This is a genomic window from Achromobacter sp. ACRQX (genome assembly GCF_022346505.1).
Taxonomy (GTDB): domain Bacteria; phylum Pseudomonadota; class Gammaproteobacteria; order Burkholderiales; family Burkholderiaceae_B; genus Achromobacter; species Achromobacter animicus.
This window is the reverse complement of sequence record NZ_JAKRML010000016.1, coordinates 76,297-101,586: the sequence shown is the minus strand read 5'-3', so window position 1 is coordinate 101,586 and position 25,290 is coordinate 76,297. Positions and strand designations below refer to the sequence as shown.

Below are 25,290 nucleotides of genomic sequence, written 5' to 3'. Positions count from 1 at the left end.
CCCGAAGCCCGCCTTCATGCGCTATCGGGGATCAACCGTTGCAGTCGGCCCAGCAGTTCGGCGTTTCGTACAGACGCACGCGCGTCAGGCGCAGTTCGGCGCCGTAATGGCCGTGGTATTGCGGCGCCAGCGTCTCGAAAACGATGGTGGCCAGGTTTTCAGCGGTGGGAATCCGGTCCAGCACGACGGTCTTGTGGCCGGGCAGGGTATCCAGAAAGCCGCGCACGGCGTCGTCGCCTTCGTAGACCAGGAACGCATGGTCCCAGACGTCCACGATGTGGGTCTTGGCGATTTGCTTGATCTCGGAGAAGTCCATGACCATGCCGTTGTCGGACTCGCCGGGCGCCTGCACGATGTCACCCGTCAGCGTGATTTCCAGCACATAGCGGTGGCCGTGCAGATTGCGGCACTGGCTGCGGTGGTCGGGGATGCGGTGGCCGGCGTCGAACTCGAGCCTGCGGGTCACGGAAATCATCGCGTGCTCCGCAAGGCGTGGGGGTAAATCATGGAATGCCTATGTATTTGTGGGTTTGCAAGCTGAGCCGCCATTGCGGATGCTGCATGCAGTATTGAACGGCCTGCTCGGTGTTGGCTGCGCGCGCCGGTCCGTCCATGGGTTGCAGGAAGAAATGCTCGAAATCCAGATGTGCGAAAGCGTCGGGCAGGGCGTTGAGCTGCGGATAGACCAGCTTGAGCTCATTGCCGCGTTCGATCACGACCGGGGCCGTACCCTTGGGGCTGACGCAGATCCAGTCGATGCCGGCAGGCGGCTTGATCGTGCCGTTGGTTTCGATGGCGACGGTAAAGCCGCGGGCGTGGATCGCGTCGAGCAGCGGCGCGTCCAGTTGCAGCAGCGGCTCGCCGCCCGTAAAGACTACGTAGCGGTTGCCGGCGTCTGGGCCCCAGGCCTCGGCAATGGCGTCGGCCAGCAATTCGGCCGTGGCGAACTTGCCGCCGCCGTCGCCGTCGGTGCCGATGAAATCGGTGTCACAGAAGGTGCAGGCGGCGCTGGCGCGGTCGCTCTCGCGGCCGGTCCACAGATTACAGCCCGCAAACCGGCAGAATACCGCCGCGCGGCCTGCGTGGGCGCCTTCGCCTTGCAGGGTCTTGAAGATTTCTTTGGCGGAGTAAGTCATAGGAGATGCGGGCGGCAGGGCGCCACGGAATTCGAGCAAAAGCGCACTATTTTACTTGGCGCGGCCGATATCCGCCGAAAGACCCTGCAAGACGGGTCCGCCGCCGGGCGGCGCATGGCCGCTGTGTGGCGCCAAACCGCGGATCCAGCGGTTTCAACCGCCGGGTGCAGGAAGACGGCCGGCCCTGTAGACTTCCCGCCTATGTTTCACGTCCAAGATTCGCTTTTCATCGACGAGCGCGACCTGACCTTCACCATGATTCGCGCCCAGGGCGCGGGCGGGCAGAACGTCAACAAGGTGTCCAGCGCCGTCCACCTGCGCTTCGATGTGCGCGCTTCCCGCCTGCCGCCCGAGGTGCAGGATGCGTTGTGCGCCGTCAACGACCACCGCATCTCGAAAGAGGGCGTGATCGTCATCAAGTCGCAATCCTTCCGCAGCCAGGAAAAGAACCGTGCCGAGGCCATCGAACGGCTGGTGGGCATGGTGCGGTCAGCCATCCAGGTCGACAAGCCGCGCCGCCCCACCAAGCCGACGCGCTCGTCGCAACGCCGCCGCGTGCAGCGCAAGGTGCTGCATGGCGAGGTCAAGCGGCTGCGCGGCCGGGTGCAGGGCGACTAGGACGCACCATGGCCGACGCGCGCCGCCGCTATCTGGTCACGCTGGCCGGCGTGTTTGCCGTCATCTGGGTGGCGCTGGCCATCAATCCGCATGACCGCTCGGCCTGGGCGCTGGAGAACGCGCTGGTGCTGGGATTGGGCGCCGTGCTGTTTGCCACGCGGCGGGCGTTCGTGTTTTCGCGGGTGTCATACACGCTGATCTTTCTGTTCCTGTGCTTGCACACGGTGGGCGCGCACTACACGTATTCGCTCGTGCCGTACGACGACTGGTGGCGCGCCTTGACCGGCCGCACCCTGAACAGCGTGCTCGGGTGGGAACGCAACAATTTCGACCGCGTCGTGCATTTTTCGTATGGGCTGCTGCTGGCCTATCCGATCCGCGAGATCTTCCTGAGGGTGGCCGAGGTGCGCGGCTTTTGGGCGTACTTCCTGCCGATGGACGTGACGCTGTCGACCTCGGCGCTCTACGAACTGATCGAGTGGGGCGCCGCGGAGTTCTTTGGCGGTGACCTGGGGGCGGCCTACCTGGGCACGCAGGGCGACATCTGGGACGCGCAGAAGGACATGGCGCTGGCGGCGCTGGGCGCGGTGATTGCCATGGCCATCACGGCCCTGGTCAACTGGAAGGCGCAGCGCGACCTTGCCCGTGACTGGGCCGATAGCCTGAAGCCGGAGGGCCGCCGGCCAGATAGCCTGCCGCAGGACCGCACGACCGGCGCCCGAAATCCTTGATTGCAACAGGGGCATGACGATATATCGGATAAACCCGATATATGATTCGATAAATTGCGATATACCAATATGACCGCAACTTCCTCACCCTCCGACCAGAACGCCGCGCAACCCGCGATCGACGCCGACGCCATCCTCAAGGCGCTGGCCAATCCGGTTCGCCGCGACATCCTGGCCTGGCTGAAGACGCCGCACGCGTATTTCGAGGAGCGCCCGGGCCACACCTTCGAACACGGGGTGTGCGCGGGCCACATCGATGATCGCTGCGGTCTGTCCCAGTCGACGGTCTCGTCGCATCTGGCCGTGTTGCAGCGCGCCGGCCTGATTTCGGCGACCAAGGTGGGGCAGTGGGTCTTTTTCCGTCGCAATGAACCCGTGATTGCCGCATTTCTGCGGCAATTGAATCTGGATATGTAGCCCGTCTGCCATACCCGCAAGCGCCCCATTGCCGGGACGAAAGGATTTTGCATGAACCCCCTGTTTGAACCGCTGAAAGTCGGCGACCTGACCCTGCGCAACCGCGTCGTGATGGCGCCGCTGACGCGCCAACGCGCCAGCGCCGGCCGCGTGCCGAATGACCTGATGGTCGAGTATTACACCCAGCGTTCGGGCGCCGGCCTGATCCTGACGGAAGCCACGGCGGTCACGCCGCAGGGCGTGGGCTATGCCGACACGCCTGGGCTCTGGTCGCCGGAGCAGGTCAAGGGGTGGCGCAAGGTGGTTGACGCCGTGCACGGCAAGGGCAGCCTGATCGTCGCGCAGCTCTGGCACGTGGGCCGCATTTCCGACCCGATGTTCCTGGACGGCGAACTGCCGGTCGCGCCCAGCGCCATCGCCGCCAAGGGCCACGTCAGCCACGTCCGCCCCAAGCGCGAATACGTGACGCCGCGCGCGCTGGAAACCGAAGAGATCCCCGGCGTGGTCGAAGCCTACCGCCACGGGGCGAAGATGGCGAAGGAAGCGGGTTTTGACGGCGTCGAGGTGCATGCCGCCAACGGCTACCTGCTGGACCAGTTCCTGCAGGACAGCACCAACCACCGCACGGACCAATACGGCGGTTCCATCGAAAACCGCGCGCGGCTGCTGCTGGAAGTGGTCGACGCCTGCGTGGCGGTGTGGGGCGCGGGCCGCGTCGGCGTACATCTGTCGCCGCGCGCCGATGCCCACGACATGGGTGATTCGGATCTGCCGGGTCTGTTCGGCTACGTGGCGCGTGAATTGGGCAAGCGCGGCATCGCCTTCATTTGCGCCCGCGAACACGAAGCGCCCGACAGCCTGGCGCCGATGATCAAGGCCGAGTTCGGCGGCGTTTATATCGGCAACGAAGGCTACACGCGCGACACCGCCGAGGCCGCCATTGCGGCCGGCAAGGTGGACGCCGTGGCGTTTGGCGTGCCGTACATCGCCACGCCCGACCTGGCCGAGCGCCTGGCGCGCAAGGCCCCGCTGAATACGCCGAATCCGGCTACCTTCTACGCCTCGGGACCTGAAGGGTATACGGACTATCCGGCGCTGGCGGCCTGAAGCGGCGGCCTTTCAGAACGCGGCGCGCATCGGATAGGTGAACAATCCGAAGTGCGCCGCGTTCAAGCCCAGATGCGCCAGCACGGCGGCGCCCAAACCGCCGTAACGATAGGCCGCGCCATACGCCGTACCCGCCAGACCAGCCAGCAGCATCCACTGCCAACCGCCCGCGTAATGGGCCAATCCGAACAGCAAGGCCGCCACGGCCATCGCCGCCCACGCGCCCCATGCGCGATGGCGCCACCACTGCGCCAGGCGTTGCTGCACATAACCTCGGAACAGCGCCTCTTCCGCCAGCGTCACCAGCAAGGCGTTGTTGATCAGCCAGATCCAGCCTGACGCCGGCCATTTTGGCGCCCATGCCACCACGCCCAGCGCCAGCGCCAATCCCAGGCAGACCGCCACCGCGGCTGCGCAGGCGAGGATCGCCGCCTGCATGGTCAGACGCGCATGGGCCGCGGCCATGGGCGGCGCCAGCGCCAGCACCACCCAGAAGCCCACGAGCGGTTTGTCCAGATTCAGGTACATGCTGAAAGGAACTGCATCCGGACTGAGCGGCGCGGGATCAATCACGCGCAGGTTGTGAAACCCGGGCAGCAGATGTGCAAAGAGCAGCACGGCCAGGATCACGAAGAGTCCGTGCCCGGCCATGCGCGCGGCCGGCCCCGCGTGGGATCGCACCAGCGCCGCGGCAATCAGCAGCAACGCGGGCCATGCGAGCGCAACGAGGTCGACCGATCCGTCGGCCAATGCCCAGGCCCATGTCACCGCCAGCGGGGCAAGCGCCCAGCGGCGCGTGCAGGGCGGCCATAGCAAGGCGGCGGCCAGGAACAGGGCAAACCAAGGCATGACAGGCGGCATCGACAGGCGGGCGGCAATCGCAAAGGACCGAGTGTAAGCGCGGTCTTCGCCAACCTTGGCGCTTTCGACGCCGGCGAGGTTGATGCGGCCAACGCCAACGCCAACTTCAGCTCCAACGCCGGCGGTGCCACTCGTGCCGCCCGAGCCCCCATAGCGCCTTTGCCTTCCCCCGCTTTTCAGGCGACCATGCGGCAGCGGCGGCACACGCCCCGCGCGTCCGGCGGACATCAAGCCGCCAGCAATGGAGTCAGGAATGAAGACAATCGCGTGGTTGATGTTGGCGGCGGCGCTGCTGCCGTTCGTGTCCACGATCATCGCCAAGGCAGGCGGCAAGAAATTCGACAACAACGATCCGCGGGCCTGGCTGGCCCGGCAGGAGGGGTGGCGCGCGCGGGCCAACGCCGCGCAGGTCAACACCTTCGAGGCGCTGCCGTTCTTCTACGCCGCCGTGCTGTTTGCGCTGTATAACCAGGCGTCCCCCGCGCACGTCGCGACGCTGATGGCGTGCTGGCTGGGCACGCGGCTGGGCTATCTGGCGATGTACCTGGCGAACTGGGGCGCGCTGCGCTCGCTGGTCTGGACGGCGGGCGTGGGCTTTGTCATTGCGATCCTGTTCGCGGGCGTCTGACGCGTCCGGCGCCTTTGAACAGGATAGGGGGCGCGGCCGTATCAGCCGCGCCTCAGCGCCATCACTTCCACTCGAACATGGCGCGCGCGGTGCCCGAGCCTTGCACGGTGACCTCGCGCTCCTGCGCCTTGCCATCAAACGTGGCCGAGATGCGGTAGTTGCCCGCCGGCAGCTTCACCAGCATGTAGGGCCCCTGCGCGGTCGTCTGCAACACGGCCTTGCCCTGCGCATCCCGGATCGCGACGGTCACGTCGGCGACATAATCGGCCTTGCCGCCGCGTTGCGCAGCAAAGGTCAATGCCAGCGGATAACTGCTGGACGCGGCTTTCATGGATTCGGATTCGTCAATGCCGATGCCGCCGCTGACATATTCGATAGCGCCCTGGTGCTGCACGGGCGGCATGGCTGCTTGGGCGGTGGACAGGACACCCGCTAAAGCAAAGGTGCCCAGGGTCATGGCGGCGGCGATCGTGCAGCGTTCAAAACGTTTGTTCATGGAGTTCTCCTGCAGAAAAACCGGCGTGGCAGCGCGTTGTGGCTGCCTCCGCCGGTAGCTTGCAACCATTCGACGTGCGCGCGCAAGGCGAGTTCGCGTCCGTCCGCCTCGGAAATCAACCGTTTGTATCAAGCGCCGCGCATCAAACGCCGCCGCCGACCGTTTGCCAGGAAAACGTCAGGTGGCTGACGCCGCTGACCGAGCCGTCCGGGGCGGACCGCCGTTCCTCCAGTTCGCCGGCGCCGTCGCTGTGCAGCGCCATGACGCTGGAACTGCGCGTGCCATATTCCGGGCTGACAATGAACGGGCTGCTCAAGAGGCGTTCGCGCGCCAAGGGCAGGCCGGTGGCCGGCAGGTCGGCGTCGTCCGCCGGGCTGCGGTCGCCAAGCGCGGTAAACAGCGCGGGCAGGTCGGGCTGCGACGGATGTTCCAGCACGGCCGAGAACGCCGCCTTCGTGCGCGCCAGTTTGGGCCAGGGCGTGTCCAGCAGATGGTTGGACAGGGCGTAGATGCCGGGGTCCAACGCACGCGGTCCGCCGTCGCGATTGCTCAGATACCACGCCTGCCGCGTGTCGCCCACGATCAGATTGAAGCCGTTGTACGCCTGGTCCATGGCGTGCACCGTCTCAAGATAGGCCTGCGGCGTCATTTCGCCGCGCAGAAAGTCCTCGACCAGCGCGCCGCGCGAAGGGGCGTTGTCCAGATGCCGGCCGGGCTCGCGGAAGTTGGTGACCAACGCATAGCGCCCCTGAACGGTTGCGCCCATCCAGGTGCCGCCCGCCTGACCATCGCGCCCGGCGTAGATGGCTGGCGCGTCGGGCCATTGCGCCGCGGGAAGGGTGGGGCGCGCATGAAATTCGTCGCGGTTCGCGGCGATCAGCACAGGGATGCCGGGCAGCGTATGCAGAGCCAGTACGGCAAGACACATGATTCAGACCTGATGAAGGGGGGAAGGGGCGGCGGGGCGGCCGGGCGTTGCCGTGAAGTCGGGGCCGGCCAGCGTGACGCGCAGGGATTCGATTTCGGCGGCGACGTCCCGCAGCGCCGGTGATGGCGCCACGATGGGGGCGGCGGGCACGGGCAGGCCTTGTTCGACGGCGGCCGCAATGCTGTCCAGCGCGGCGGCCAATTGGGCGACCTGCGCGGCGGCGGGCGCGTCCTGTCCGGCGGGCAGCGACCAGGCCGTGTCCGAAATCGCGTTGGCCACGCGTTCCAGTGCGACTTCCACCGGCCACCAGGCCAGTGCGCGGCGGCTGACCAGCCGGGGTTCGGACAGCCCGCGCTGCAGGGCGATGCGCAGGTCCGACAGGCGCGCGTAGGCGCGGGCGCGCAGGTCATGCCGGTTGCCGGGGTCGGTCTGGAAGACGGTGTTCAGGTAGGCCGCCAGCGTGGACGTGGCGGCGGAAACGGCATGGTCCAGGTTGCTGCGTTCGATGCGGATCCACGGCAGGTAGCCCACCAGCAGCACGATGGCCGCCGCAACGCCCACATCGATCAGCCGCGCCAGCGCAATGGCCCAGCTTCCCGGCTGCAGCGCCCCGATCAGCAGCATGAGGATCGGCACCAGAATCGCCGAGAACAGCCCGTAGTTGCGCCGTATCGACCATGGCAGCAATGCGGCCAGCGCAGCAACGGTGAGCAGGCTGGCCAGACCGCCGCGATCCAGCGCAAGCACGGTGGCGCTGATCGCCACGCCGACCACGCTGCCCGCGCAGCTTTGCAGCGCGCGCGCGAACACCGAGCCGAAGTTGGGCTTGAACACCACCACGACGATCAGCGGCACCCAGTAGGACCGCGGCAGCGCGGCCGCCAGGGCGACGGCCTCGGCGGCGACGAGGCACAGGCCCAACCGGACCAGGTAACGGACCGTCGTCGGCCCGGGCCGGTACGTGCGGATCAGCACCCGCCACGGCGTGCGCGCCGGTGCGGGCTGCAGGGTGGCGAAGGCGTCGGCCTCGGTGGCCGGGTTGGCTTCCGTGGCCCCGGCGCCCTGGTTGGCCTGGCTGGCCCGGGCGCCGTGCAGCAGCGGCTGCACCTGTTCCAGCGCCTCGGCCAACTGCGGCATGCCGGCGCGGTGCAGCGCGGCGATGTCGTCGCGGGCGTCCGGTGGCGCGTCGTTTTCGACCCGGTCGGCCAGATGGTTCATGACCCGGGCACATTCGTCCGGCAACACGCGGCCGGCGCGCGCCAGCTCCAGCGCGGCGTTGGTGAGCGGCGTGCAGGCCTGCAACTGTGCGGCCAGCCGCGCCAGTCTGGGCGACGGACCCGCCGACCGGCCCCGCGCGGCCAGGACGGTGTCGTAGGCCGTGGCCATGGCGGCTTCCATGTCGCGGCGCGCGGCCATCACCCGAGACGTGCCGATGGCCGCGAACATCGCCGCCAGCTTGCGATAGGCCTGCGCCACGGCGGCCCGCTCCGGCGCGATCGGGTTGACGACCCAACCGGACAGCGTCAGCGCCAGCCCGAACAGGCCGCCCACGCCCACCAGCACCGGCGGCAGCCAGGGCGGCAGCGTGGGCGTCAAGCTGGAGCCGACGATGACATACGTGGCAAATTGCAGCGTCGCGACCGCGGCGATGTTGTTGAAGGTGCCGACCAGGCTGGCCGCCAGCACCAGCAGCGTCATGCCGGCGGACGTCCACAGGCCGTGGCCGGACATCAGGTTGCCCAGCAGATAACCGAACGCGCCGCCGAACACCGTGGAACCGATGGAAAGCGCGCGGCTGCGGTAGGGGCCGCCGTTGTCGCCCGTGATGGCGGGCAGCGCGCCCAGCGCCACCAGCGCGGCCGCCGCACCCTGGTCCAGCGCCATGCCCACCGCGGTCGGCAGGCCGATGGCCAGGGCGGCGCGCAGCATCACCCAGGGGTTGACCGGCGACGGCTCCATGTGCGCCAGGCTCATCAGCCAGCGCATGTTGGAGGCGCGCGCGCCGTGGGTCATCAAAGGGCGGGACAAGGTGGCCTCATGGGCGGCGCCGGTCAGGCCTTGATCAGCGGCGCCTCGTCGGGCGCGGCCAGGCGGAAGTAGTCGTCGGTGTTCAGCAGGATGGACGCGTCCAGGCGTCCGGCGTTGAACACGATTTCGTCGTGGCGCTCGCGCAGGCTGGGATCCACCAGCAGCGTCAGGTCGGGATTGAAGCTGAAGGGCGGGATGGCGCCGATCTCGCAGCCCGTGAGTTCACGTGCCAGGTCCTGCGAGGCCAGCGACGCCTTCTTGCCGCCCGCCGCCCGCGCGATGGCGTCCAGGTCGGCCTGTTTGTCCGCCGGAAAGACGGCGAGCACGTTCTTGCGCTGGTTGGACGAGATCTTCACGCGGCAGACCAGCGCCTTGGCGCCCTGGCTGACCTCGGTGCCGCGGATGGCGGCGACTTCGACGGACTTGCCGGCGGCAGCGTGTTCGAGCAGGCGGTAGCGCGCCTGATTCTGGATGAGCAGGGCTTGCAGGCGTTCAAAGACTTCCATGGGACGGATGGGGCAGAGGCGGGCCGGGAGTCGGCCCTGTACGCGGAATCATACGCCCGCCGCGCGTCAGATTTCCCCGGTGAACGCGTAGCCCCAGCCCCAGACGGTGCGAATGGGCAGTTCCACGTCGACGTCCTGCGCCTTGCGCCGCAGGCGGCTGACGACGACGTCCGTGCGGCGCATGGATTCGCGGCCGGAATGCGGGTCGATGCCAGGCGGATCGCCGCGCGGCATGCGCTTGTCCGGCGCGCCGGTCAGCTTGAGCAGGAACTCGCGCTCGGCCTGGGTCAGCGCCAGGCGTCTGCCCTGGGGGCTGACCAGCGTCCAGGCGGCGTCCAGGAATTGCCACTTGCCGGTCGGCTCGGCGGACGCCACGGGCGGCGGCGCGGGCCGGGCATCGGCCTCGGCCGCCCCGCGGCGGTTGGCGGTGGTGGGGACCCGGCGCACCAGCGCCTGCAGGGCTGCGGCGATTTCGCCGGTGACGACCTCGGGCGAAAAGCAGGCGTCGGCGCCGCAATGCAGGCCGAGGATGCGGTTCTCAGGGGTATCGAAGGCGGAAATGGCAACGATGCCGGCGGTGGTGTCCATGGCGCGCAGACCTGCGACGGCCATGCAGAGATCGGTGAATTCGGCCTGCATCACGAGCAGCGGGGTGCGGCGGGCCTGAAACAGGCGGAACAGTCCGTTGGAGTCTTCGCAAGGGCGCGGCGAGAACCCCATTTCGGCCAGTTCGTCGCTACGGCGGACGCGCTGGCCGGCGTCGGGCGCGAAGACGATCAGGTCTAATAGGTCATTCATGAAATCGTTGTAAACATCATGCAGCTTGAGCGCTTGCATGATGACGGGATACCGCGCTTTCCCAAGCCCCGCACAACGACACTTTCCTACCCGAATTCTCGAACATGGCCGCGCAGAGCGCGTTTTGCGGGCTTACGGGGCGGGAGCAACCGCCTCATTCCACCAGCCGCCGCCCAGCGCTTGTAACAGCGCCGCCGTGTCGGTGTAGCGCGCGGCATCCGCTTCGATGCGCGAAATCCTGGTCTGCAACACCTGCCGCTGGCTGTCGAGGAGGCTCAGGTGGCTGATGCCGCCGGCCTGGTAGCGGCCCGCCGCGATGCGTTCGGCCTCGTCTGCGCGGCGCCACGCATCGTCGTAGGCCGCGAAGGCGTCACCGTCCGTCTGCAGCGCGCGCAACGCATCGGCCACCTGGCGAAAGCCGTCAAGCACCGTCTGGCGAAATGATGCGGCGGCAGCGTCATACGCCGCTTCCGCCGAGCGTTTGCGGGCCCGCAGCTCGCCACCATGAAAAAGGGGCTGAACCAGCCCGAGTCCCAGGTTCCACACGTTGACGCCGTCTGACAGTTCGTTCACGCCCGTGCGCTGCGACCCGAAACTGGCGGTCAGCGTGAACTGCGGATACAGGTTGGCCGTCGCCACGCCCACGTCGGCCGACGCCTTGCGCCACAGGGCTTCGGCCGCCAGGATGTCGGGCCGCTGGCGCGTCAGCGCCGACGGCACGCCGGTCGGAACGTCGGGCGGCAGCGTCAGGTCCGCCAGGCGCAGCGGCGGCGTTTGCAGGGCGGCGGGCAGCACGCCCAGGTAGGTGGCAAGCTGGTGGGTCACCTGCGCAAGCTGGTATTCCAGCGGCGGGACGGTGGCGCGGGTCTGCGCGACCAGCAGCTCCTGGTTGCGCAGATCGGCCAGGGCAATGCCCCCGGCGTCCAGGCGCTTGCGCATGATGTCCTGCTGGCTGACTTGCGCCGCCAGCAGGTCGCGTGTGGCGGTCAGCCGCTCGGCCAGATCCGCCTGGCGGATCGCGGCGGTGACCACGTTGGCCGCCAGCGACATGCGCGCCGCCTGCAGTTCATGCGCCTGGTAATCCGTTTGCGCGGCCAGGCTTTCCAGCGCGCGGCGGTTGGCGCCGAACACGTCCAGCGTGTAGGACACGTCGATCGAGGCGTTGTACAGCGTGAAGGGCGGGGGCGGCTCGGCCACCGGCACGCCGTAGGCGGCGGGATCGACCTTCTTGCGCGCCGCCGACAGATTGCCGTCAACCGCGGGCAGCATGCGCCCGCCGGTGTCCGCGGCCAGGTCTTCCTGCGCCTGCCGCAAGCGCGCACGCGCTTCTTCCAGCGTGGGGCTGGCGTCCAGCGCCTGCCGCACCAGCCGGTCCAGCGCGTCCGACCGGAACAGTTGCCACCATTGCGCGGGAATGTCGGCGCCCGCTTGCAGCCGCTGCTGGCCCGCGGGCAGCGCGTCCTGCCCGTTTGGCGTATAGGCTGCTACGTCCGGCGCGGCGGGCGTATCGAAGTCGGGGCCGACCGCGCAGGCCGACAGCAGCGCGCACAGCGCCATCGAGACCAGGGGGCGGTAAGCGGGCGTGAAGGGGGGGCGGGACATGGGCTTCAATCCAGGGTGCGCCGGTAGAACTTCACGGCGGCGGTCATGACGATGACGGTGAACAGCATCAGGGGCCAGATGTTGGGCCACAGGTCCCACCAGCCGTTGCCCTTGAGCAGGATGCCGCGGATCAGCCGGTTGAAATACGTCAGCGGCAGCAGGTTGCCCAGGTGCTGCGCCCACATCGGCATGCCCTGGAACGGAAACATGAAGCCGGACAGCAGCATGTTCGGCAGGAAATAGAACATGGTCAGCTGCATCGCCTGCAGCTGGTTCTGCGCCAGCGACGACAGCGTGATGCCGACGGTCAGGTTCGCCGCGACGAACAGCAGCGCGGCCAGGTACACGGACAGCAGGCTGCCCATGATGGGCACGTGGAAGACGAAATGCGCCGCCGCGAGAATGATGCTGGCCTGGATCAACCCGATGGCGATGTACGGCACGATCTTGCCCGTCATCACCTCGATCGGCCGCACCGGCATCGCCAGCAGGTTTTCCATGGTGCCGCGCTCGCGCTCGCGGGTCATCGCCAGCCCGGTCATCATCACCAGCGTCATCGTCAGGATTACGCCCATCAGTCCCGGCACGGTGTTGTATTGCGAGATCTGCTCTTCGTTGTAGAGCTGGTGGATGCGCACGTCGAAAGGCGGCTGGCCGCCCGCCAGGCTGGCAAGCGGTCCGGTCAGATCCTTTTGCGCGACGGCCTGGGTCAGCTGCGTTGCTGCGCCCAGCGCCATCCCGGTCGCCATGGGGTCGGTGGCATCGGCTTCAATCAGCAGCGCCGGGCGTTCGCCGCGCAGCAGGCTGCGCGTGAAATCCGGCGGAATGGTCACGACGAACAGCACGCGGCCCTGAGCCAGCGCGGCGCGGCCCGCTTCCTCGGTGTCCAGTTCCTCGACGATGTGAAAGTAGTCCGACGAGCGCATCGCCGCGATGAAGCTGCGCGTGAACGGGCTGTGGTCCGCCGCGATGATGGCGGTGGGCATCTGGCGTGGATCGGTGTTGATGGCATAACCGAAGAGCGCGAGCTGCATGATCGGCAGGCCCACGATCATGCCGAAGGTAATGCGGTCGCGGCGCAGCTGCAGGAACTCCTTGAGCACCATGCTCCACCAGCGCGACCACGAAAAGCCGTTCAGGCGCGCGGTCATGGCTGGCCCGCGAAGTTGTCGGTGGACCGGTTCATCAGGTAGATGAAGACGTCCTCCAGGCTGGTGTCGATGCGTTCCAGGCGCAGATCCTGGCCTGCGATGGCCGCGCGCAGCGTGCTTTCCAGCGTGGCCGCGTCCCGGCCGCTGACGTGCAGCGCAGATCCGAACGCGACCGTCTGGTCAACGCCAGGCGCACTGCGCAGTTGCTGGCCCAACGGCACCAGGTTGACGCCGTGGATCGCCCAGGTGGTCAGTTGTTGCTCGGCGATGACCTCGTCGGCGGTGCCTTGCGTCAGCAGCTTGCCGTACGAGATGTAGGCCAGCTTGTGGCAGCGTTCGGCCTCGTCCATGTAATGCGTACTGACCAGCACCGAGATACCGCGCGCCGCCAGTTCATGCAGCTGTTCCCAGAAGTCGCGCCGCGCCGTCGGATCCACGCCGGCCGTGGGTTCGTCCAGCAGCAACAGGCGGGGCTGGTGGAGCAGGCAGGCGGCCAGCGCCAGGCGCTGCTTCCACCCGCCGGACAAGGATCCCGTCAACTGCCCGGCGCGCGTTTGCAGCCCGAGGTCCTGCAGGGCGCGGTCCACGGCTTCCTTGCGCTGCGGCATGCCGTACATGCGCGCGACAAAGTCCAGGTTCTCGCGGATGGTCAGGTCCTCCCAGTACGAGAACTTCTGCGTCATGTAGCCGACGTTGCGCTTGATCTCGGCGCTGTCGCGCAGGATGTCGTAGCCCAGGCATGTGCCGCTGCCGGAATCCGGCGTGAGCAGGCCGCACATGAGGCGGATGCACGTCGTTTTGCCGCTGCCGTTGGGCCCCAGGAACCCGAAGATCTCGCCTTCGCGAACCTGCAGCGACACGTCGTTCACGACATGCTTGTTGCCGAAGTGCTTATTCAGGCCGCGTACGTCGATGACGTTGCCGCCGGCGTCGGGCGCGTTCATGGCAGCGTCGCCTCCACCGGTTGACCCGGATGCAGCCGCGCCGCCTGGTCGGCGGCGGGGCGGGCTTCCACCATGTACACCAGCTTGCTGCGGCTTTCGCGGCTGTAGATGACCGGCGGCGTGTATTCGGCCTGGTCCGACACGTAGTCGATGCGCACGGGGATCGGATCGCCGCAGCCGTCGCAGCGCAACGTGGCCTGCTGGCCGATCTTCAGCGATCCGACCACCGTCTCCGGCACGAAGAACCGCACCTTGATGTTGCCGGGTGGCAGCAGGCTCACGACCGGACTGCCTGCCGGCACCCATTCGCCCACGCGGTACATGGTGTCGAAGATCCGCCCGGCGGCCGGCGCGGCCAGCCGCTTCTGGTTCAACGTCCACTCGGCCTGCGCCAGCGCGGCGTCGGCGGCCTCCACCTGGGAGGCCTGCGCGCGCCGGGCCTCGTCGCGGCCGGGCAGCCGGTTTACCTCGACCTGCGCCTGAAGTTCGCGCACGCGCGCCGCGTCCGACTGCGCCTGTTCGCGGCTGTCGTCCAACTGCGAGCGCGCGATGCCGCCTATGCGGAACTGCGCGTTGTCGCGGGCCAGCTGCGCCGCGGACCGGCGGCTGGCGGCCTGCGCCTGCGCCAATTGCGCCAGGCTGACGTCGACCTCCGGCGCCCGCTTGCCGGTGGCGATGTCCTCCAGTTGCGCGCGCGCCGCGGCCGCTTCTGCCTGCGCCTGATCGCGTGCCGCGGCCTCGCGCGTGGCGTCCAGTGCGTACAGCGGCTGGTTGGCGTCGACCTGCTGGCCGCGCCGCACCGCCAGGGTGTCCAGGCGGCCCGGTTCGGACGAGGCGACATACACGTAATCGCCTTCGACATAGCCCTGATAGAACGGCTGGTCGTTATTGCCGCAGCCAAACAGCGGCAGCAAGGCGAGGGGGGCGGACAGGCGGCGTAAGGTGCGCATGGTCAGCGTCCTGGAGTCGGAGAGGGTAGAGACGGCGCGAACAGGCCGCCGGTCAGCATGGCGATGGCGTGGGCCGCAATCGCCTCGTTATCGATCGACTGCGCCACCGGGTCGTCCTGCCAGATGCGGCGCCACAGGTTGGACGTGGCAAGCGGCAACAGGGTCAGGCCCAGGATGGAAAGGAACACGAGGCGCGGTTCCACGCCCGGCGTGATGGCGCCGCGGCGCTGGCATTCGGCGATGAGGCCCGCGAACGCCTGCAGCCGGTCCGACGGCAGATGGCGCAGCACGCGATCTCGCAACTGGCCGCCTTCGTTGACGACCTCGTGCATCCACAACGACGGCAGCCAGGGCTTTTCCGTGGCGCTTTGCACCACGCGGCCGACCACTTCGGTGATGAAACCGCGGGCGGCGGCGGCCGGGTCGGGCGGGGCGCCGAGCCCGGAGGCGGGAGCCCCGTCGATGACGGCCCCACCGCCCTCCAGCGGCACGGGCGCCCACACAAATCCGATCACGGGCACGATCCGTTCCAGCACCACGGCGTCGATCAACTGATCCCGGCTCTTGAAGTAGTAATGCAGCATCGCCGGCGTCACGCCGGCACGCTGCGCAATATTGGCGATGGTGGTGGCGGCGACGCCCTGGGCGGCGAACAACTGCGTGGCCAGATCCAGGAGATTGGCGCGGGCGGCGGCGTTGTCCGGACGGGGCGGGCGGCCGGGCCGGCGGGCGGGAAGGCGAGTGGGGGAAGACATGCGGCCGATTCTAATTAAAGACTTAATTAATTAAAAGAGGGTTCGATCAACAGGGTTTCAAGCCGGCCGCGCGGCCATGGGTGGTGTAATGGGCCGGTTCCCCAACCTGCCGCCCGGGGTTGTCCGCAAGGCCCGGCCGGCGCTACGAAGGAGACCGAACCTCATGCCGCAATCCGCATCCACCAACCGCCGCATCGTGCTGGCCGCCCGGCCGCACGGCGAACCCACCGATGCCGACTTCCGCCTGGAAACCGGCGACATCCCTCAACCGGGACCGGGCCAGGTGCTGCTGCGCACCGTCTATCTGTCGCTCGACCCCTACATGCGCGGCCGCATGAGCGACGCGCCGTCCTATGCCGAGCCGGTGCAGATCGGTGAGCCGATGGTAGGCGGCACGGTCACCCGCGTCCACGCCTCCAACAATCCGCAGTTCCAGGTCGGCGAGTGGGTCCTGGCGCAGACCGGCTGGCAGGATTTCGCGGTGTCCGACGGCGCCGGCCTGTTGCGCCTGGGCGCCAATCCCGAAAACCCGTCGTGGTCGTTGGGCGTCCTGGGCATGCCGGGCTTCACCGGCTACATGGGGCTTCTGGACATCGGCGAGCCCAAGGCCGGTGAAACGGTTGTGGTCGCCGCGGCCAGCGGCGCGGTCGGCGCGGTGGTCGGCCAGATCGCCAAGATCCACGGCTGCAGGGTCGTCGGCATTGCGGGCGGGCCGGACAAGTGCCGCTACGTGGTCGAGGAACTGGGCTTTGACGAATGCGTGGACCACCGTCAGCCGGACCTGCCCGGGCGCCTGGCAAAGGCGGCGCCGCAAGGCATCGACGTGTACTTTGAGAACGTCGGCGGCGCGGTCTTCGATGCCGTGCTGCCCTTGTTGAACCCGCGCGCCCGCATCCCCGTCTGCGGCCTGATCTCGGCCTACAACGCCACCAGCCAGCCCGAGGGCCCGGATCGCCTGGCGCTGCTGATGCGCACCATCCTGACAAAGCGGCTGCGGATGCAGGGCTTCATCATCTTCAACGAATACGCGCATCGCTACGGTGAATTCCGCGAGGCCATGCAGGACCTCATCAAGCAAGGACGCATCAAATACCGTGAAGACGTGGTCGACGGCCTGGAGAACGCCCCGCGCGGGCTGATCGGGCTGCTCAAGGGTGAAAACGCCGGCAAGCGCATTGTGCGCGTCGGCCCTGACGAATGGAGCGCTACATGAACATCCTGATCGTGCTGACTTCCCACGACACGCTGGGCAACACGGGCCGCAAGACGGGCTTCTGGCTGGAAGAGTTTGCGGCGCCGTACTACGCGTTCCTGGACGCGGGCGCGAAGATCACGCTGGCCTCGCCGCTGGGCGGCCAGCCGCCGCTGGATCCCAAGAGCGACGATCCTGACGCGCAGACCGACGACACGCGCCGCTTCCAGAAAGACGCGGACGCGCAGCGCGTTTTGGCGTCCACGCGCCGGCTGTCCGACGTGCAGGCGTCGGATTACGACGCGGTCTTCTACCCGGGCGGTCACGGCCCGCTGTGGGATCTGGCCGAGGACGCCAAATCAGTGGCGCTGATCGAGACCATGCTGGCCGCGGGCAAGCCGGTCTCGGCCGTGTGCCATGCGCCGGGCGTGCTGCGCCATGCCAAGACCGCCGACGGCAAGCCGCTGGTGCAGGGCAGGCAGGTCACGGGCTTTTCCAATGCGGAAGAAGCCGCCGTGCAGTTGACCGATGTGGTGCCGTTCCTGGTGGAAGACGAGCTGAAAAAGCTGGGCGGGCTGTACAGCAGCGGGCCGGACTGGCAGTCGCATGTGGTCAGCGACGGCCTGCTCATCACGGGGCAGAATCCCGGCTCGTCGGTGGGCGTAGCCAAGGCGCTGCTGGAACGCCTGAAGGACTGAACGCCGTCACGGCACAACAGCAGGAAGGCGAAGCCCGGCTCGCGCGCCAGACGCGCGGCGGCCGGACATCGTTGCGAATTGTGTCAGAATTCCGGCTTTCCGATATGCGCGCGCCGCCATGCCATTGCGGCGCGCAGTTTTCCGATGCCCCCCGACGTACCCGACATATCCGCAGGATCCTATGAAGCGGCGCTCTTTGCCGCAATACAGGCGCGTGACCCGGCCACCGGCCGGCATTGCAATAGAGTGGCTGCGCTGAGCGTGGCGCTGGCCGAAGCCTGTGGACTGGCCGAGCACGAGGTGGACGTCATTGCCGTGGCCGCGCGGCTTCACGACGTGGGCAAGATCGCCACGCCCGATCGTGTGCTGCACAGCCCGCACCGGCTGGTATGGGAAGACTGGGAAATCATGAAGGCGCATGCCGCGGCGGGCGCTGCCCTCATCATGCAGACCGCGATGCCGCAGCGCGAAGCCATTGCGCTGGCGGTGCGGCACCATCACGAGCATGTCGATGGCTCCGGTTATCCGGACGGCCTTGCTGGCCACGCCATCCCGCTGCATGCGCGGATCATCTCGGTGGCCGATTCCTATGACGCGCTTGGCGATACGCGGCCCTATCATCCGGCGCGCTCGCACACGCAGATCATGGACATCCTGAACCAGGAGTCGGGATCGAAGTTCGATCCCGACCTGCTGCGCGTGTTCGAATCGATGATCCGCGAAAGCCGCCTGCGCGTGCCGTAGCGGTTTACCGTAGCGAATTACTTCAGGCGATAGGTCGCCGCGACGGTGGCCAGGTCCTGCAATGTGCGCTGCTGCCAGGCCGCGTCGTGGCCCAGTTCCTCGGCCAGGATGCGGGCCACTTCCGGCGCGGCCAGCATCGCGGCCTCGGCATCCAGGAACAGCGCGCGGTTGCGGCGCGCCAACACGTCCTCGGCACTGCGCGCCAGTTCAAAGCGCGCCGCAAAACGCACGTGCGCTTCGGTCAGGCCGCTGGCCTTGACCAGCATGCGCTGCGCGCCGGGCAACGCCTGCAACGTCGCCAGATCGCTGCCGTAGTAGCTGTCCGGCGTGCCGGCGTGTTCCTGCGACGGTGCAAGACCATTGGCGCCATGCAGCGGCAACGATTCGGTGCGGCACGAGGCCTGCGTCAGCAACTGATGCTGGATGGCGGTGTCGACCACATCTTGCGCCATGCGGCGGTACGTCGTCCACTTGCCGCCGGTGACCGTCACGAGGCCGGCCTTGGACACCAGAATCGTGTGCTCGCGCGACAGCTTCTTGGTGGACGCTTCGCCGGTCGCCTTGACCAGCGGACGCAGCCCGGCCCAGACGCTGGTCACGTCGTCGCGCGTCGGCTTGCGGCTGAGATAGCGCGCGGCGGTGCTCAGGATGAAATCCACGTCCTGTGCGCCGGCATCCGGGTCCAGCGGCAGGTCCTGGCGCGGCGTGTCGGTGGTGCCGACGATGGTGTGGCCGTTCCAGGGCACCACGAACAGCACGCGGCCGTCATCGGTCTTGGGAATCAGCACGGCACGCTTGCCGGGCAGGAAATCCTGCGGCAGCGTCAGGTGCACGCCCTGGCTGGGCGCGACCATCGTCTGCGCGTTCTTGTCTTCCATGCGGCGTACGGCGTCCACCCACACGCCGGTGGCGTTGACCACGCAGCGCGCGCGCAGCGTGAACGACGCGCCGCCGATCACGTCCTGTGCGGTCACGCCGTCGACCTTGCCGTTGGTGGTGGTCAGGCCCGTGGCGCGCACGTAGTTGACTGCCGTGCCGCCCAGGTCGAACAGCGTGCGCATCAGGCTCATGGCCAGGCGCGCGTCGTCGAACTGGCCGTCGTAGTACAGCACGCCGCCCTTCAGGCTGCGCCCGCTGACGGTTTCCGCAAGGGTGGGGGCGTTGGCCAGCGTTTCGCGGCGCGACAGCCAGCGGCTGGGCGACAAATTCAGCTTGCCGGCCAGCATGTCGTACATCTTCAGGCCGATGCCGTAGAACGGCTGGTCCAGCATCGTGTAGGCCGGCACCACAAAGCCCAGCGGCCACACCAGGTGCGGCGCGTTGCGGTTGAGCAGGCCGCGTTCATGCAGGGCCTCGCGCACCAGGCTGACGTTGCCTTGCGCCAGATAGCGCACGCCGCCGTGCACCAGCTTGGTGGCCTTGCTGGACGTGCCCTTGGCAAAGTCGGCGCCTTCGATCAGCAGCGTCCGGTAGCCGCGCGCGGCGGCGTCGACCGCCGTGCCCAGGCCGGTTGCGCCGCCGCCGATGACGATGACGTCCCAGGAATGCGTGTTGTCCAGCGTGTTCAGAAGACGGCTGCGGTCGGGCGGGGTGACGGAGGCGAGGGGTTGGTTCATGTTCTTTTAGGGCGGCAGGGCCGCGAGGTAAGTGCGTCGATGTGCTTGCCGGCGGGGCTTGCGCGGACGATGCGTCCGCGGCGGCGCTCGGGTCAGGGTGTAGGTTTGGGGACGTGGGGCGCGGCGGCGACGTCGCAGCGCACGCCGGCGTCCAGCAACACTTGTGCCAGCGGTTCCTGCGGATGCGCGTCGGTGAAGAAGCGGTCGATCTGCGAGATATGCGCCAGTTCCACCATGGCCTGGCGCTTGAACTTGCTGCTGTCGGCGGCCAGCCAGACCTCGCGCGACTGCTCGATGATCGTGCGCGCCACGCGCACTTCGCGGAAGTCGTAGTCGCGCAGGGTGCCGTCGGCCTCGATGCCCGAAATGCCGATCAGGCCGATGTCGACCTTGAACTGGCGGATGAAATCCATCGTGGCTTCGCCGACGATGCCGCGGTCGCGCGAGCGCACCACGCCGCCGGCGACGATGACTTCGCAATCCGGGTTGTCGGACAGGATGTCGGCCACGTGCAGGTTGTTCGTGATGACGCGCAGTCCGCGATGGCGCAGCAGCGCGCGCGCAATGGCCTCGGTGGTGGTGCCGATGTTCAGGATCAGCGAACAGCCGTCCGGCACGGCGCGGGCCACGGCTTCGGCGATGCGCTGCTTGCCCGCGGCGTGCAGCCCTTGGCGCTTGCGGTAGGCGATGTTCTCGATGGTGGAGGCTTCAATGCGCACCCCGCCATGAAAGCGCGACAAGAGGCCGGCTTCCGAAAGGATGTTGACGTCCCGCCGCACGGTCTGCAGCGTGACGTCGAAACGTTTGGCAAGCTCTTCGATCGAGGCCGAGCCCTGGGCCCGCACCATTTCGATCAGCGCGCTCTGTCGTGGATTCAGTGTCATGTTCGAATGATAAAACAACAAAAGCGAAAAATAATGACGCACCGCAAGATTGTTTTTTGTTCGCTTCTTCAGTAAAACGCACAAAAAACGAAAGCCATCTGAAAGAGTATGCTCATCGTGTTGCGCCCGCGCGGGAACGTGGGGGCGCGCAAGCTGGGACGCTGTGCCGAATACCGAAGTCCGTAGAAAACAGGGACGTATAAGTAGGTTGAGGAGACTAGATGCAGCTGACCTTGGACGGGATAGCTTTGCGGGCCGGCTCGCAGACGCACCTGTATCCCATGAGCCTGGCCCCGGTTCCGGGAGCCATGACCGTCCTGCTGGGGGCCACCCTGGCCGGCAAGACCTCGCTGATGCGCATCATGGCCGGGCTGGACCGGCCTTCCGAGGGCCACGTGCGGGTCGACGGCGCCGACGTCACCGGCGTGCCCGTCCGCCAGCGCAACGTGGCGATGGTCTACCAGCAGTTCATCAACTATCCGTCCATGTCGGTCTACGACAACATCGCCTCGCCGCTCAAGCTGCGCGGCGAGCGCGACACGCGTGAAAAAGTCCACGCCATGGCGGCGCGGCTGCACATCGACCATTTGCTGGACCGCTATCCGTCCGAACTGTCGGGCGGGCAGCAGCAGCGGGTGGCGCTGGCGCGGGCGCTGGCCAAGGATGCGCCGCTGATCCTGCTGGACGAACCCCTGGTCAATCTGGACTACAAACTGCGCGAGGAATTGCGCGACGAACTCTCGGAATTGTTCGCGCAGGGGCGGTCGACCGTGGTCTACGCCACCACCGAACCGGGCGAGGCGCTGTTGCTCGGCGGCCACACCGCAGTGCTCGACGCAGGCGAACTGCTGCAATACGGCCCCACGGCCGAGGTTTTTCACCGGCCCAATTCGATCCGCGTGGCCCGCGCCTTCAGCGACCCGCCCATGAACCTGTTCGCCGCCCGCCGCCATAACGGCGGGTTCGTGCTGCAGGGCGGCGTGGCGGTAGATCGCGCGCTGCCGGCGGGCGCGGACGCCGAAATCACGGCCGGTCTGCGCGCCGGCGCGCTGGATGTGGAATCGCGGCCCGGTCACGTCGAGCTGCCCGGTCGGGTCAAGCTGGCCGAGATCTCCGGGTCCGACACCTTCGTGCACGCCGAGACGGCCGCCGGCGACGTGGTCGCCCAACTGCCCGGCGTGCACCGCTACACGCTCGACGAGCACGTGCGGCTGTATTTCGACCCCGCGCAGACCTACGCCTTTGGCCCGGACGGCGCGCTGCTCGTGGCGCCCCGGCAGCCGGCGGGGGCGGGGGAGGTGGCCTGATGGCGCAGATCGAGCTGGACCTGTCCCATTCGTACGTCGCCCATCCCAAGTCCGACGACGACTACGCGCTTTTGCCGTTGCAGTTCACCTTCCGCGACGGCGGGGCCTATGCCTTGCTCGGGCCTTCGGGTTGCGGCAAGACCACGCTGCTCAATTGCGTGTCGGGTCTCTTGCGGCCCTCGCATGGGCGCATCCTGTTCGACGGACAGGACGTCACCGACAAGACCCCGCAGGCGCGCAACATCGCGCAGGTGTTCCAGTTTCCGGTGGTGTACGACACCATGACGGTCGCGGAGAACCTGGCGTTTCCGCTGCGCAACCGGGGCGTTGCGCCCGATCGCATCCGCGAGCGCGTGGGCCGCATCGCCGAAATGCTGGAAATGTCCAACGTTCTGGACCGCCGGGCCAGCGGGCTGACGGCGGATGCCAAGCAGAAGATCTCGCTGGGCCGCGGCCTGGTGCGCAGCGACGTGTCCGCGATTCTCTTTGACGAACCGCTTACCGTGATCGACCCGCAGCTCAAGTGGGAATTGCGCCGCAAGCTCAAGGAGATTCATCACGAATTCAAGCTGACGCTGATCTACGTGACGCATGACCAGACCGAAGCGCTGACCTTCGCAGACCAGGTGATGGTCATGGCGCGCGGCCGCGCCGTGCAGGTGGGCAGCGCGGATGATCTGTTCGAACGGCCCGCGCACACCTTCGTGGGCCATTTCATCGGGTCGCCGGGCATGAACTTCCTGCCGGCGCAGTGGCGCGACGGCGCGCTGAGGGTGGGCCAGCACCGGTTGCAAGGCGTGCCGGCCGAGCTGGCCGTCAAGCTGGAAGGCGCGGGCCCCGTCAAGCTGGGCGTGCGGCCGGAATACCTGCGCGTGACCGATCCCGGGACGGCTGGCGCCGTGCCCATGCGCGTGGAGCGCGTGCAGGACGTGGGCACCTACACGCTGCTGGTGGCTGACTTTGAAGGCACGCCGGTGCGCGCCCGCCTGGGCAGCAACGTCGTGGCCGGCGGCAAGGACGCCACGGTGTGGCTGTCCGTGCTCAACCCGCACACCTGCTTCTACCGCGACGAGGAACTGATCCGATGAAACCCACCGATCACCGGGCCTGGTTCCTGGTCATGCCGGTTGTGCTGTGCGTGGCGTTCTCGGCCATCCTGCCGCTGATGACCATCGTCAATTATTCGGTGCAGGACATCATTTCGCCCGAGCGCCGCGTGTTCGTCGGCACCGAGTGGTTCGCCGCGGTGCTGCAGGACGAGGAACTGCACGGCGCGCTGTTCCGGCAGATCGGGTTTTCGTTTGCGGTGCTGCTGATCCAGATTCCGCTGGGCATCCTGCTGGCGCTGTCGATGCCGGCCAGCGGCTGGCGCGCGTCGGCCGTGCTGGTGATCATCGCGCTGTCGCTGCTGATTCCGTGGAACGTGGTGGGCACCATCTGGCAGGTGTTCGGCCGCACCGACATCGGGCTGCTCGGCGCCACGTTGTCCTGGCTGGGCGTGGACTACAACTACACGGGCAACGACGTCGACGCCTGGGTCACGGTGCTGGTCATGGACGTGTGGCACTGGACGCCGCTGGTTGCGCTGCTGTGCTACGCGGGGCTGCGCGCCATTCCGGATGCGTACTACCAGGCCGCGCGGATCGACGGCGCCTCGCGCTTTGCCGTGTTCCGGTACATCCAGCTGCCCAAGATGCGCGGCGTGCTGATGATTGCGGTGCTGCTGCGGTTCATGGACAGCTTCATGATCTACACCGAGCCGTTCGTGCTGACCGGCGGCGGCCCGGGCAACGCCACGACTTTCCTGTCGCAGTACCTGACGCAAAAGGCGGTGGGGCAGTTCGACCTGGGCCCCGCTGCGGCGTTTTCGATCATCTACTTCCTGATCATCCTGCTGCTCTGCTTCATTCTCTACAACTGGATGCAGCGCGCGGGCACCACGGGCGGTTTCGACGAGGAGCGGGGCAATGCGTGAGAAATCCACCTGGTGGCGCGGCGCCTTCCTGACGCTGTACCTGGTGTTCGCCATCCTGCCGCTGTACTGGATGCTGAACATGTCGTTCAAGTCGAACACCGAGATCGTCAGCACGCTGACGCTCTGGCCGCGCGACTTCACGTTCGAGCACTACCGCACCATCTTCACCGACCCGGCCTGGTATTCCGGCTACATCAATTCGCTGATCTACGTCGTCATCAACACGGTCGTCTCGCTGGCCGTGGCGCTGCCGGCCGCCTATGCGTTCTCGCGTTACCGCTTCATCGGCGACAAGCATGTGTTCTTTTGGCTGCTCACCAACCGCATGACGCCGCCGGCGGTGTTCCTGCTGCCGTTCTTCCAGCTCTATAGCTCGTTCGGCCTGATGGACACGCACCTGGCGGTGGCGCTGGCGCACCTGGTGTTCAACGTGCCGCTGGCGGTGTGGATCCTGGAAGGCTTCATGTCCGGCGTGCCGCGCGAGATCGATGAGACCGCGTATGTGGACGGCTATTCGTTCCCGCGCTTCTTCCTGACGATCTTCCTGCCGCTCATCAAGTCGGGCGTGGGCGTGGCCGCGTTCTTCTGCTTCATGTTCAGCTGGGTGGAGCTGCTGCTGGCGCGCACGCTCACGTCTGTGAACGCCAAGCCCATCGTCGCGACCATGACGCGCACCGTATCGGCATCCGGCATGGATTGGGGGGTGCTGGCGGCCGCGGGCGTGCTGACCATCGTGCCGGGCGGCATCGTCATCTGGTTCGTGCGGCACTACATCGCGAAGGGCTTCGCGATGGGCCGCGTGTAGGCATCGGGACTACAGGAGGGCGTGCCCATGTTCAGCTGGATGGTGTGGACCACCCCGGTTGCCGTGTTCTTCAGCTGCATCGTGCTGATGCTGGTGGGCATGACGATCTGGGAGCTGAAGTCGCCCACGCAGGAGCGCAAGGGATTTCTCCCCTTGCGCACCACGCGCGGCGACCGGCTCTTCATCGGCCTGATGGCCGCAGCCTGGCTCAACCTGGCGTTTCTGGGGTTTGGCCAGAAGGCGGTCGAGTGGTTTTCGCTGGATCAGCCGCCATCGGTGTGGATCAGCTTCGTGCTGTCCATGCTGCTGCTGGCCTTCATCATGAAAAAAGGGTGAGAGAAGGGCGCCAGACCCTTCGTTGGTTTCGGGCAGTCAGGAAAAGGACTATCGGCCAGCGTCTTCCCCGGCCAGCG

28 protein-coding genes are annotated in these 25,290 nt (G+C 67.4%); 13 read left to right on the top strand and 15 right to left on the bottom strand.

Annotation, left to right across the window (positions count from 1 at the left end; all coding sequences use genetic code 11):
- Positions 1 to 31: 31 nt before the first annotated feature.
- Both queD and queE read right to left on the bottom strand, forming a co-directional pair.
- Positions 32 to 475, bottom strand: coding sequence for a 6-carboxytetrahydropterin synthase QueD (gene queD, locus MHZ91_RS16115; RefSeq protein WP_175121772.1), 444 nt, complete (start codon positions 473 to 475; stop codon positions 32 to 34).
- A gap of 28 nt (positions 476 to 503) precedes the next feature.
- On the bottom strand, positions 504 to 1,136 hold the full coding sequence (gene queE, locus MHZ91_RS16110) for a 7-carboxy-7-deazaguanine synthase (RefSeq protein ID WP_239214562.1): 633 nt from the start codon (positions 1,134 to 1,136) through the stop codon (positions 504 to 506).
- Positions 1,137 to 1,337: 201 nt separating this feature from the next.
- Here queE and arfB point away from each other — a divergent pair, with 201 nt between their 5' ends.
- From arfB to MHZ91_RS16090, 4 genes are all read left to right on the top strand, one after another.
- Complete coding sequence (gene arfB, locus MHZ91_RS16105) at positions 1,338 to 1,754, top strand: alternative ribosome rescue aminoacyl-tRNA hydrolase ArfB (RefSeq protein WP_175121770.1); 417 nt, start codon at positions 1,338 to 1,340, stop codon at positions 1,752 to 1,754.
- 8 nt (positions 1,755 to 1,762) lie between these two features.
- Positions 1,763 to 2,485 (top strand): DUF2238 domain-containing protein, encoded by a 723-nt coding sequence (locus tag MHZ91_RS16100; protein WP_239214560.1) that lies wholly within the window; start codon positions 1,763 to 1,765, stop codon positions 2,483 to 2,485.
- 69 nt (positions 2,486 to 2,554) lie between these two features.
- Complete coding sequence (locus MHZ91_RS16095; RefSeq protein ID WP_056560656.1) at positions 2,555 to 2,902, top strand: helix-turn-helix transcriptional regulator; 348 nt, start codon at positions 2,555 to 2,557, stop codon at positions 2,900 to 2,902.
- A 51-nt stretch (positions 2,903 to 2,953) separates the two neighbouring features.
- On the top strand, positions 2,954 to 4,009 hold the full coding sequence (locus MHZ91_RS16090; RefSeq protein ID WP_175121768.1) for an alkene reductase: 1,056 nt from the start codon (positions 2,954 to 2,956) through the stop codon (positions 4,007 to 4,009).
- A 12-nt stretch (positions 4,010 to 4,021) separates the two neighbouring features.
- Here the strand turns inward: MHZ91_RS16090 and MHZ91_RS16085 are convergent, their stop codons facing one another.
- Positions 4,022 to 4,858 (bottom strand): CPBP family intramembrane glutamic endopeptidase, encoded by an 837-nt coding sequence (locus tag MHZ91_RS16085; RefSeq protein WP_239214558.1) that lies wholly within the window; start codon positions 4,856 to 4,858, stop codon positions 4,022 to 4,024.
- A 265-nt stretch (positions 4,859 to 5,123) separates the two neighbouring features.
- On the opposite strand from MHZ91_RS16085, the gene MHZ91_RS16080 reads away from it, so the two are divergent.
- On the top strand, positions 5,124 to 5,498 hold the full coding sequence (locus MHZ91_RS16080) for an MAPEG family protein (protein ID WP_056560668.1): 375 nt from the start codon (positions 5,124 to 5,126) through the stop codon (positions 5,496 to 5,498).
- Between the two features lie 61 nt (positions 5,499 to 5,559).
- Here MHZ91_RS16080 and MHZ91_RS16075 read toward each other — a convergent pair whose 3' ends face one another.
- From MHZ91_RS16075 to MHZ91_RS16030, 10 genes are all read right to left on the bottom strand, one after another.
- Positions 5,560 to 5,994: a carboxypeptidase-like regulatory domain-containing protein gene (locus tag MHZ91_RS16075; protein WP_175121766.1), complete on the bottom strand. Its 435-nt coding sequence runs from the start codon at positions 5,992 to 5,994 to the stop codon at positions 5,560 to 5,562.
- A 142-nt stretch (positions 5,995 to 6,136) separates the two neighbouring features.
- On the bottom strand, positions 6,137 to 6,922 hold the full coding sequence (locus tag MHZ91_RS16070) for an NRDE family protein (protein ID WP_239214556.1): 786 nt from the start codon (positions 6,920 to 6,922) through the stop codon (positions 6,137 to 6,139).
- Between the two features lie 3 nt (positions 6,923 to 6,925).
- The gene (locus MHZ91_RS16065; protein WP_239214554.1) at positions 6,926 to 8,950 is read right to left on the bottom strand and encodes an FUSC family protein; all 2,025 of its coding nucleotides are present in this window, start codon (positions 8,948 to 8,950) and stop codon (positions 6,926 to 6,928) included.
- 23 nt (positions 8,951 to 8,973) lie between these two features.
- Positions 8,974 to 9,456, bottom strand: a complete 483-nt coding sequence (locus tag MHZ91_RS16060) for a YbaK/prolyl-tRNA synthetase associated domain-containing protein (protein WP_175185394.1) — start codon at positions 9,454 to 9,456, stop codon at positions 8,974 to 8,976.
- Positions 9,457 to 9,522: 66 nt separating this feature from the next.
- Positions 9,523 to 10,254 carry a response regulator transcription factor gene (locus MHZ91_RS16055; protein ID WP_175185393.1) on the bottom strand — a complete coding sequence of 244 codons (732 nt, stop codon included), beginning with the start codon at positions 10,252 to 10,254 and terminating at the stop codon, positions 9,523 to 9,525.
- Between the two features lie 132 nt (positions 10,255 to 10,386).
- The gene (locus MHZ91_RS16050; protein WP_239214552.1) at positions 10,387 to 11,856 is read right to left on the bottom strand and encodes an efflux transporter outer membrane subunit; all 1,470 of its coding nucleotides are present in this window, start codon (positions 11,854 to 11,856) and stop codon (positions 10,387 to 10,389) included.
- A 5-nt stretch (positions 11,857 to 11,861) separates the two neighbouring features.
- The gene (locus MHZ91_RS16045) at positions 11,862 to 13,007 is read right to left on the bottom strand and encodes an ABC transporter permease (protein ID WP_175121761.1); all 1,146 of its coding nucleotides are present in this window, start codon (positions 13,005 to 13,007) and stop codon (positions 11,862 to 11,864) included.
- Complete coding sequence (locus MHZ91_RS16040; RefSeq protein WP_175136667.1) at positions 13,004 to 13,951, bottom strand: ABC transporter ATP-binding protein; 948 nt, start codon at positions 13,949 to 13,951, stop codon at positions 13,004 to 13,006. Before MHZ91_RS16040 ends, MHZ91_RS16045 begins: the two co-directional genes overlap by 4 nt.
- Positions 13,948 to 14,901, bottom strand: a complete 954-nt coding sequence (locus MHZ91_RS16035) for an HlyD family secretion protein (RefSeq protein ID WP_175185390.1) — start codon at positions 14,899 to 14,901, stop codon at positions 13,948 to 13,950. Before MHZ91_RS16035 ends, MHZ91_RS16040 begins: the two co-directional genes overlap by 4 nt.
- Positions 14,902 to 14,903: 2 nt before the next feature.
- Positions 14,904 to 15,656 carry a TetR/AcrR family transcriptional regulator gene (locus tag MHZ91_RS16030; RefSeq protein ID WP_239214550.1) on the bottom strand — a complete coding sequence of 251 codons (753 nt, stop codon included), beginning with the start codon at positions 15,654 to 15,656 and terminating at the stop codon, positions 14,904 to 14,906.
- 163 nt (positions 15,657 to 15,819) lie between these two features.
- Here MHZ91_RS16030 and MHZ91_RS16025 point away from each other — a divergent pair, with 163 nt between their 5' ends.
- The 3 genes from MHZ91_RS16025 (at position 15,820) to MHZ91_RS16015 (ending at position 18,290) form a co-directional block, all read left to right on the top strand.
- Complete coding sequence (locus MHZ91_RS16025; RefSeq protein WP_175121757.1) at positions 15,820 to 16,869, top strand: NADP-dependent oxidoreductase; 1,050 nt, start codon at positions 15,820 to 15,822, stop codon at positions 16,867 to 16,869.
- Positions 16,866 to 17,546 (top strand): type 1 glutamine amidotransferase domain-containing protein, encoded by a 681-nt coding sequence (locus MHZ91_RS16020; RefSeq protein WP_175121756.1) that lies wholly within the window; start codon positions 16,866 to 16,868, stop codon positions 17,544 to 17,546. The genes MHZ91_RS16025 and MHZ91_RS16020 overlap by 4 nt, the downstream gene beginning before the upstream one ends.
- A gap of 144 nt (positions 17,547 to 17,690) precedes the next feature.
- On the top strand, positions 17,691 to 18,290 hold the full coding sequence (locus MHZ91_RS16015) for an HD-GYP domain-containing protein (protein WP_239214548.1): 600 nt from the start codon (positions 17,691 to 17,693) through the stop codon (positions 18,288 to 18,290).
- A 17-nt stretch (positions 18,291 to 18,307) separates the two neighbouring features.
- On the opposite strand, the gene MHZ91_RS16010 is transcribed toward MHZ91_RS16015, so the two are convergent.
- Together MHZ91_RS16010 and MHZ91_RS16005 are read right to left on the bottom strand one after the other, a co-directional pair.
- A complete protein-coding gene (locus tag MHZ91_RS16010) occupies positions 18,308 to 19,906 on the bottom strand; it encodes a glycerol-3-phosphate dehydrogenase/oxidase (RefSeq protein WP_175121754.1) in 1,599 nt (532 codons plus the stop codon).
- 92 nt (positions 19,907 to 19,998) lie between these two features.
- On the bottom strand, positions 19,999 to 20,790 hold the full coding sequence (locus MHZ91_RS16005) for a DeoR/GlpR family DNA-binding transcription regulator (RefSeq protein ID WP_224776955.1): 792 nt from the start codon (positions 20,788 to 20,790) through the stop codon (positions 19,999 to 20,001).
- Positions 20,791 to 21,011: 221 nt separating this feature from the next.
- Here MHZ91_RS16005 and MHZ91_RS16000 point away from each other — a divergent pair, with 221 nt between their 5' ends.
- From MHZ91_RS16000 to MHZ91_RS15980, 5 genes are read left to right on the top strand one after another with little or no spacing between them, the layout of a single operon-like run.
- Positions 21,012 to 22,097, top strand: coding sequence for an ABC transporter ATP-binding protein (locus MHZ91_RS16000; protein ID WP_239214545.1), 1,086 nt, complete (start codon positions 21,012 to 21,014; stop codon positions 22,095 to 22,097).
- Positions 22,097 to 23,185, top strand: coding sequence for an ABC transporter ATP-binding protein (locus MHZ91_RS15995; protein WP_239214542.1), 1,089 nt, complete (start codon positions 22,097 to 22,099; stop codon positions 23,183 to 23,185). Before MHZ91_RS16000 ends, MHZ91_RS15995 begins: the two co-directional genes overlap by 1 nt.
- Positions 23,182 to 24,072 (top strand): carbohydrate ABC transporter permease, encoded by an 891-nt coding sequence (locus MHZ91_RS15990; RefSeq protein ID WP_175121750.1) that lies wholly within the window; start codon positions 23,182 to 23,184, stop codon positions 24,070 to 24,072. Before MHZ91_RS15995 ends, MHZ91_RS15990 begins: the two co-directional genes overlap by 4 nt.
- Positions 24,065 to 24,877 (top strand): carbohydrate ABC transporter permease, encoded by an 813-nt coding sequence (locus tag MHZ91_RS15985; protein ID WP_175136658.1) that lies wholly within the window; start codon positions 24,065 to 24,067, stop codon positions 24,875 to 24,877. Before MHZ91_RS15990 ends, MHZ91_RS15985 begins: the two co-directional genes overlap by 8 nt.
- 27 nt (positions 24,878 to 24,904) lie before the next feature.
- On the top strand, positions 24,905 to 25,213 hold the full coding sequence (locus MHZ91_RS15980) for a DUF2160 domain-containing protein (RefSeq protein WP_056317261.1): 309 nt from the start codon (positions 24,905 to 24,907) through the stop codon (positions 25,211 to 25,213).
- The last annotated feature ends 77 nt before the right edge of the window (positions 25,214 to 25,290 follow it).

What these genes read in the sequence shown, in the direction of transcription:
- queD (WP_175121772.1), bottom strand. Translation starts at nt 475, where the DNA reads ATGATTTCCGTGACCCGCAGGCTCGAGTTCGACGCCGGCCACCGCATC.
- queE (WP_239214562.1), bottom strand. Translation starts at nt 1,136, where the DNA reads ATGACTTACTCCGCCAAAGAAATCTTCAAGACCCTGCAAGGCGAAGGC.
- arfB (WP_175121770.1), top strand. Translation starts at nt 1,338, where the DNA reads ATGTTTCACGTCCAAGATTCGCTTTTCATCGACGAGCGCGACCTGACC.
- MHZ91_RS16100 (WP_239214560.1), top strand. Translation starts at nt 1,763, where the DNA reads ATGGCCGACGCGCGCCGCCGCTATCTGGTCACGCTGGCCGGCGTGTTT.
- MHZ91_RS16095 (WP_056560656.1), top strand. Translation starts at nt 2,555, where the DNA reads ATGACCGCAACTTCCTCACCCTCCGACCAGAACGCCGCGCAACCCGCG.
- MHZ91_RS16090 (WP_175121768.1), top strand. Translation starts at nt 2,954, where the DNA reads ATGAACCCCCTGTTTGAACCGCTGAAAGTCGGCGACCTGACCCTGCGC.
- MHZ91_RS16085 (WP_239214558.1), bottom strand. Translation starts at nt 4,858, where the DNA reads ATGCCTTGGTTTGCCCTGTTCCTGGCCGCCGCCTTGCTATGGCCGCCC.
- MHZ91_RS16080 (WP_056560668.1), top strand. Translation starts at nt 5,124, where the DNA reads ATGAAGACAATCGCGTGGTTGATGTTGGCGGCGGCGCTGCTGCCGTTC.
- MHZ91_RS16075 (WP_175121766.1), bottom strand. Translation starts at nt 5,994, where the DNA reads ATGAACAAACGTTTTGAACGCTGCACGATCGCCGCCGCCATGACCCTG.
- MHZ91_RS16070 (WP_239214556.1), bottom strand. Translation starts at nt 6,922, where the DNA reads ATGTGTCTTGCCGTACTGGCTCTGCATACGCTGCCCGGCATCCCTGTG.
- MHZ91_RS16060 (WP_175185394.1), bottom strand. Translation starts at nt 9,456, where the DNA reads ATGGAAGTCTTTGAACGCCTGCAAGCCCTGCTCATCCAGAATCAGGCG.
- MHZ91_RS16055 (WP_175185393.1), bottom strand. Translation starts at nt 10,254, where the DNA reads ATGAATGACCTATTAGACCTGATCGTCTTCGCGCCCGACGCCGGCCAG.
- MHZ91_RS16050 (WP_239214552.1), bottom strand. Translation starts at nt 11,856, where the DNA reads ATGTCCCGCCCCCCCTTCACGCCCGCTTACCGCCCCCTGGTCTCGATG.
- MHZ91_RS16045 (WP_175121761.1), bottom strand. Translation starts at nt 13,007, where the DNA reads ATGACCGCGCGCCTGAACGGCTTTTCGTGGTCGCGCTGGTGGAGCATG.
- MHZ91_RS16040 (WP_175136667.1), bottom strand. Translation starts at nt 13,951, where the DNA reads ATGAACGCGCCCGACGCCGGCGGCAACGTCATCGACGTACGCGGCCTG.
- MHZ91_RS16035 (WP_175185390.1), bottom strand. Translation starts at nt 14,901, where the DNA reads ATGCGCACCTTACGCCGCCTGTCCGCCCCCCTCGCCTTGCTGCCGCTG.
- MHZ91_RS16030 (WP_239214550.1), bottom strand. Translation starts at nt 15,656, where the DNA reads ATGTCTTCCCCCACTCGCCTTCCCGCCCGCCGGCCCGGCCGCCCGCCC.
- MHZ91_RS16025 (WP_175121757.1), top strand. Translation starts at nt 15,820, where the DNA reads ATGCCGCAATCCGCATCCACCAACCGCCGCATCGTGCTGGCCGCCCGG.
- MHZ91_RS16020 (WP_175121756.1), top strand. Translation starts at nt 16,866, where the DNA reads ATGAACATCCTGATCGTGCTGACTTCCCACGACACGCTGGGCAACACG.
- MHZ91_RS16015 (WP_239214548.1), top strand. Translation starts at nt 17,691, where the DNA reads ATGCCCCCCGACGTACCCGACATATCCGCAGGATCCTATGAAGCGGCG.
- MHZ91_RS16010 (WP_175121754.1), bottom strand. Translation starts at nt 19,906, where the DNA reads ATGAACCAACCCCTCGCCTCCGTCACCCCGCCCGACCGCAGCCGTCTT.
- MHZ91_RS16005 (WP_224776955.1), bottom strand. Translation starts at nt 20,790, where the DNA reads ATGACACTGAATCCACGACAGAGCGCGCTGATCGAAATGGTGCGGGCC.
- MHZ91_RS16000 (WP_239214545.1), top strand. Translation starts at nt 21,012, where the DNA reads ATGCAGCTGACCTTGGACGGGATAGCTTTGCGGGCCGGCTCGCAGACG.
- MHZ91_RS15995 (WP_239214542.1), top strand. Translation starts at nt 22,097, where the DNA reads ATGGCGCAGATCGAGCTGGACCTGTCCCATTCGTACGTCGCCCATCCC.
- MHZ91_RS15990 (WP_175121750.1), top strand. Translation starts at nt 23,182, where the DNA reads ATGAAACCCACCGATCACCGGGCCTGGTTCCTGGTCATGCCGGTTGTG.
- MHZ91_RS15985 (WP_175136658.1), top strand. Translation starts at nt 24,065, where the DNA reads ATGCGTGAGAAATCCACCTGGTGGCGCGGCGCCTTCCTGACGCTGTAC.
- MHZ91_RS15980 (WP_056317261.1), top strand. Translation starts at nt 24,905, where the DNA reads ATGTTCAGCTGGATGGTGTGGACCACCCCGGTTGCCGTGTTCTTCAGC.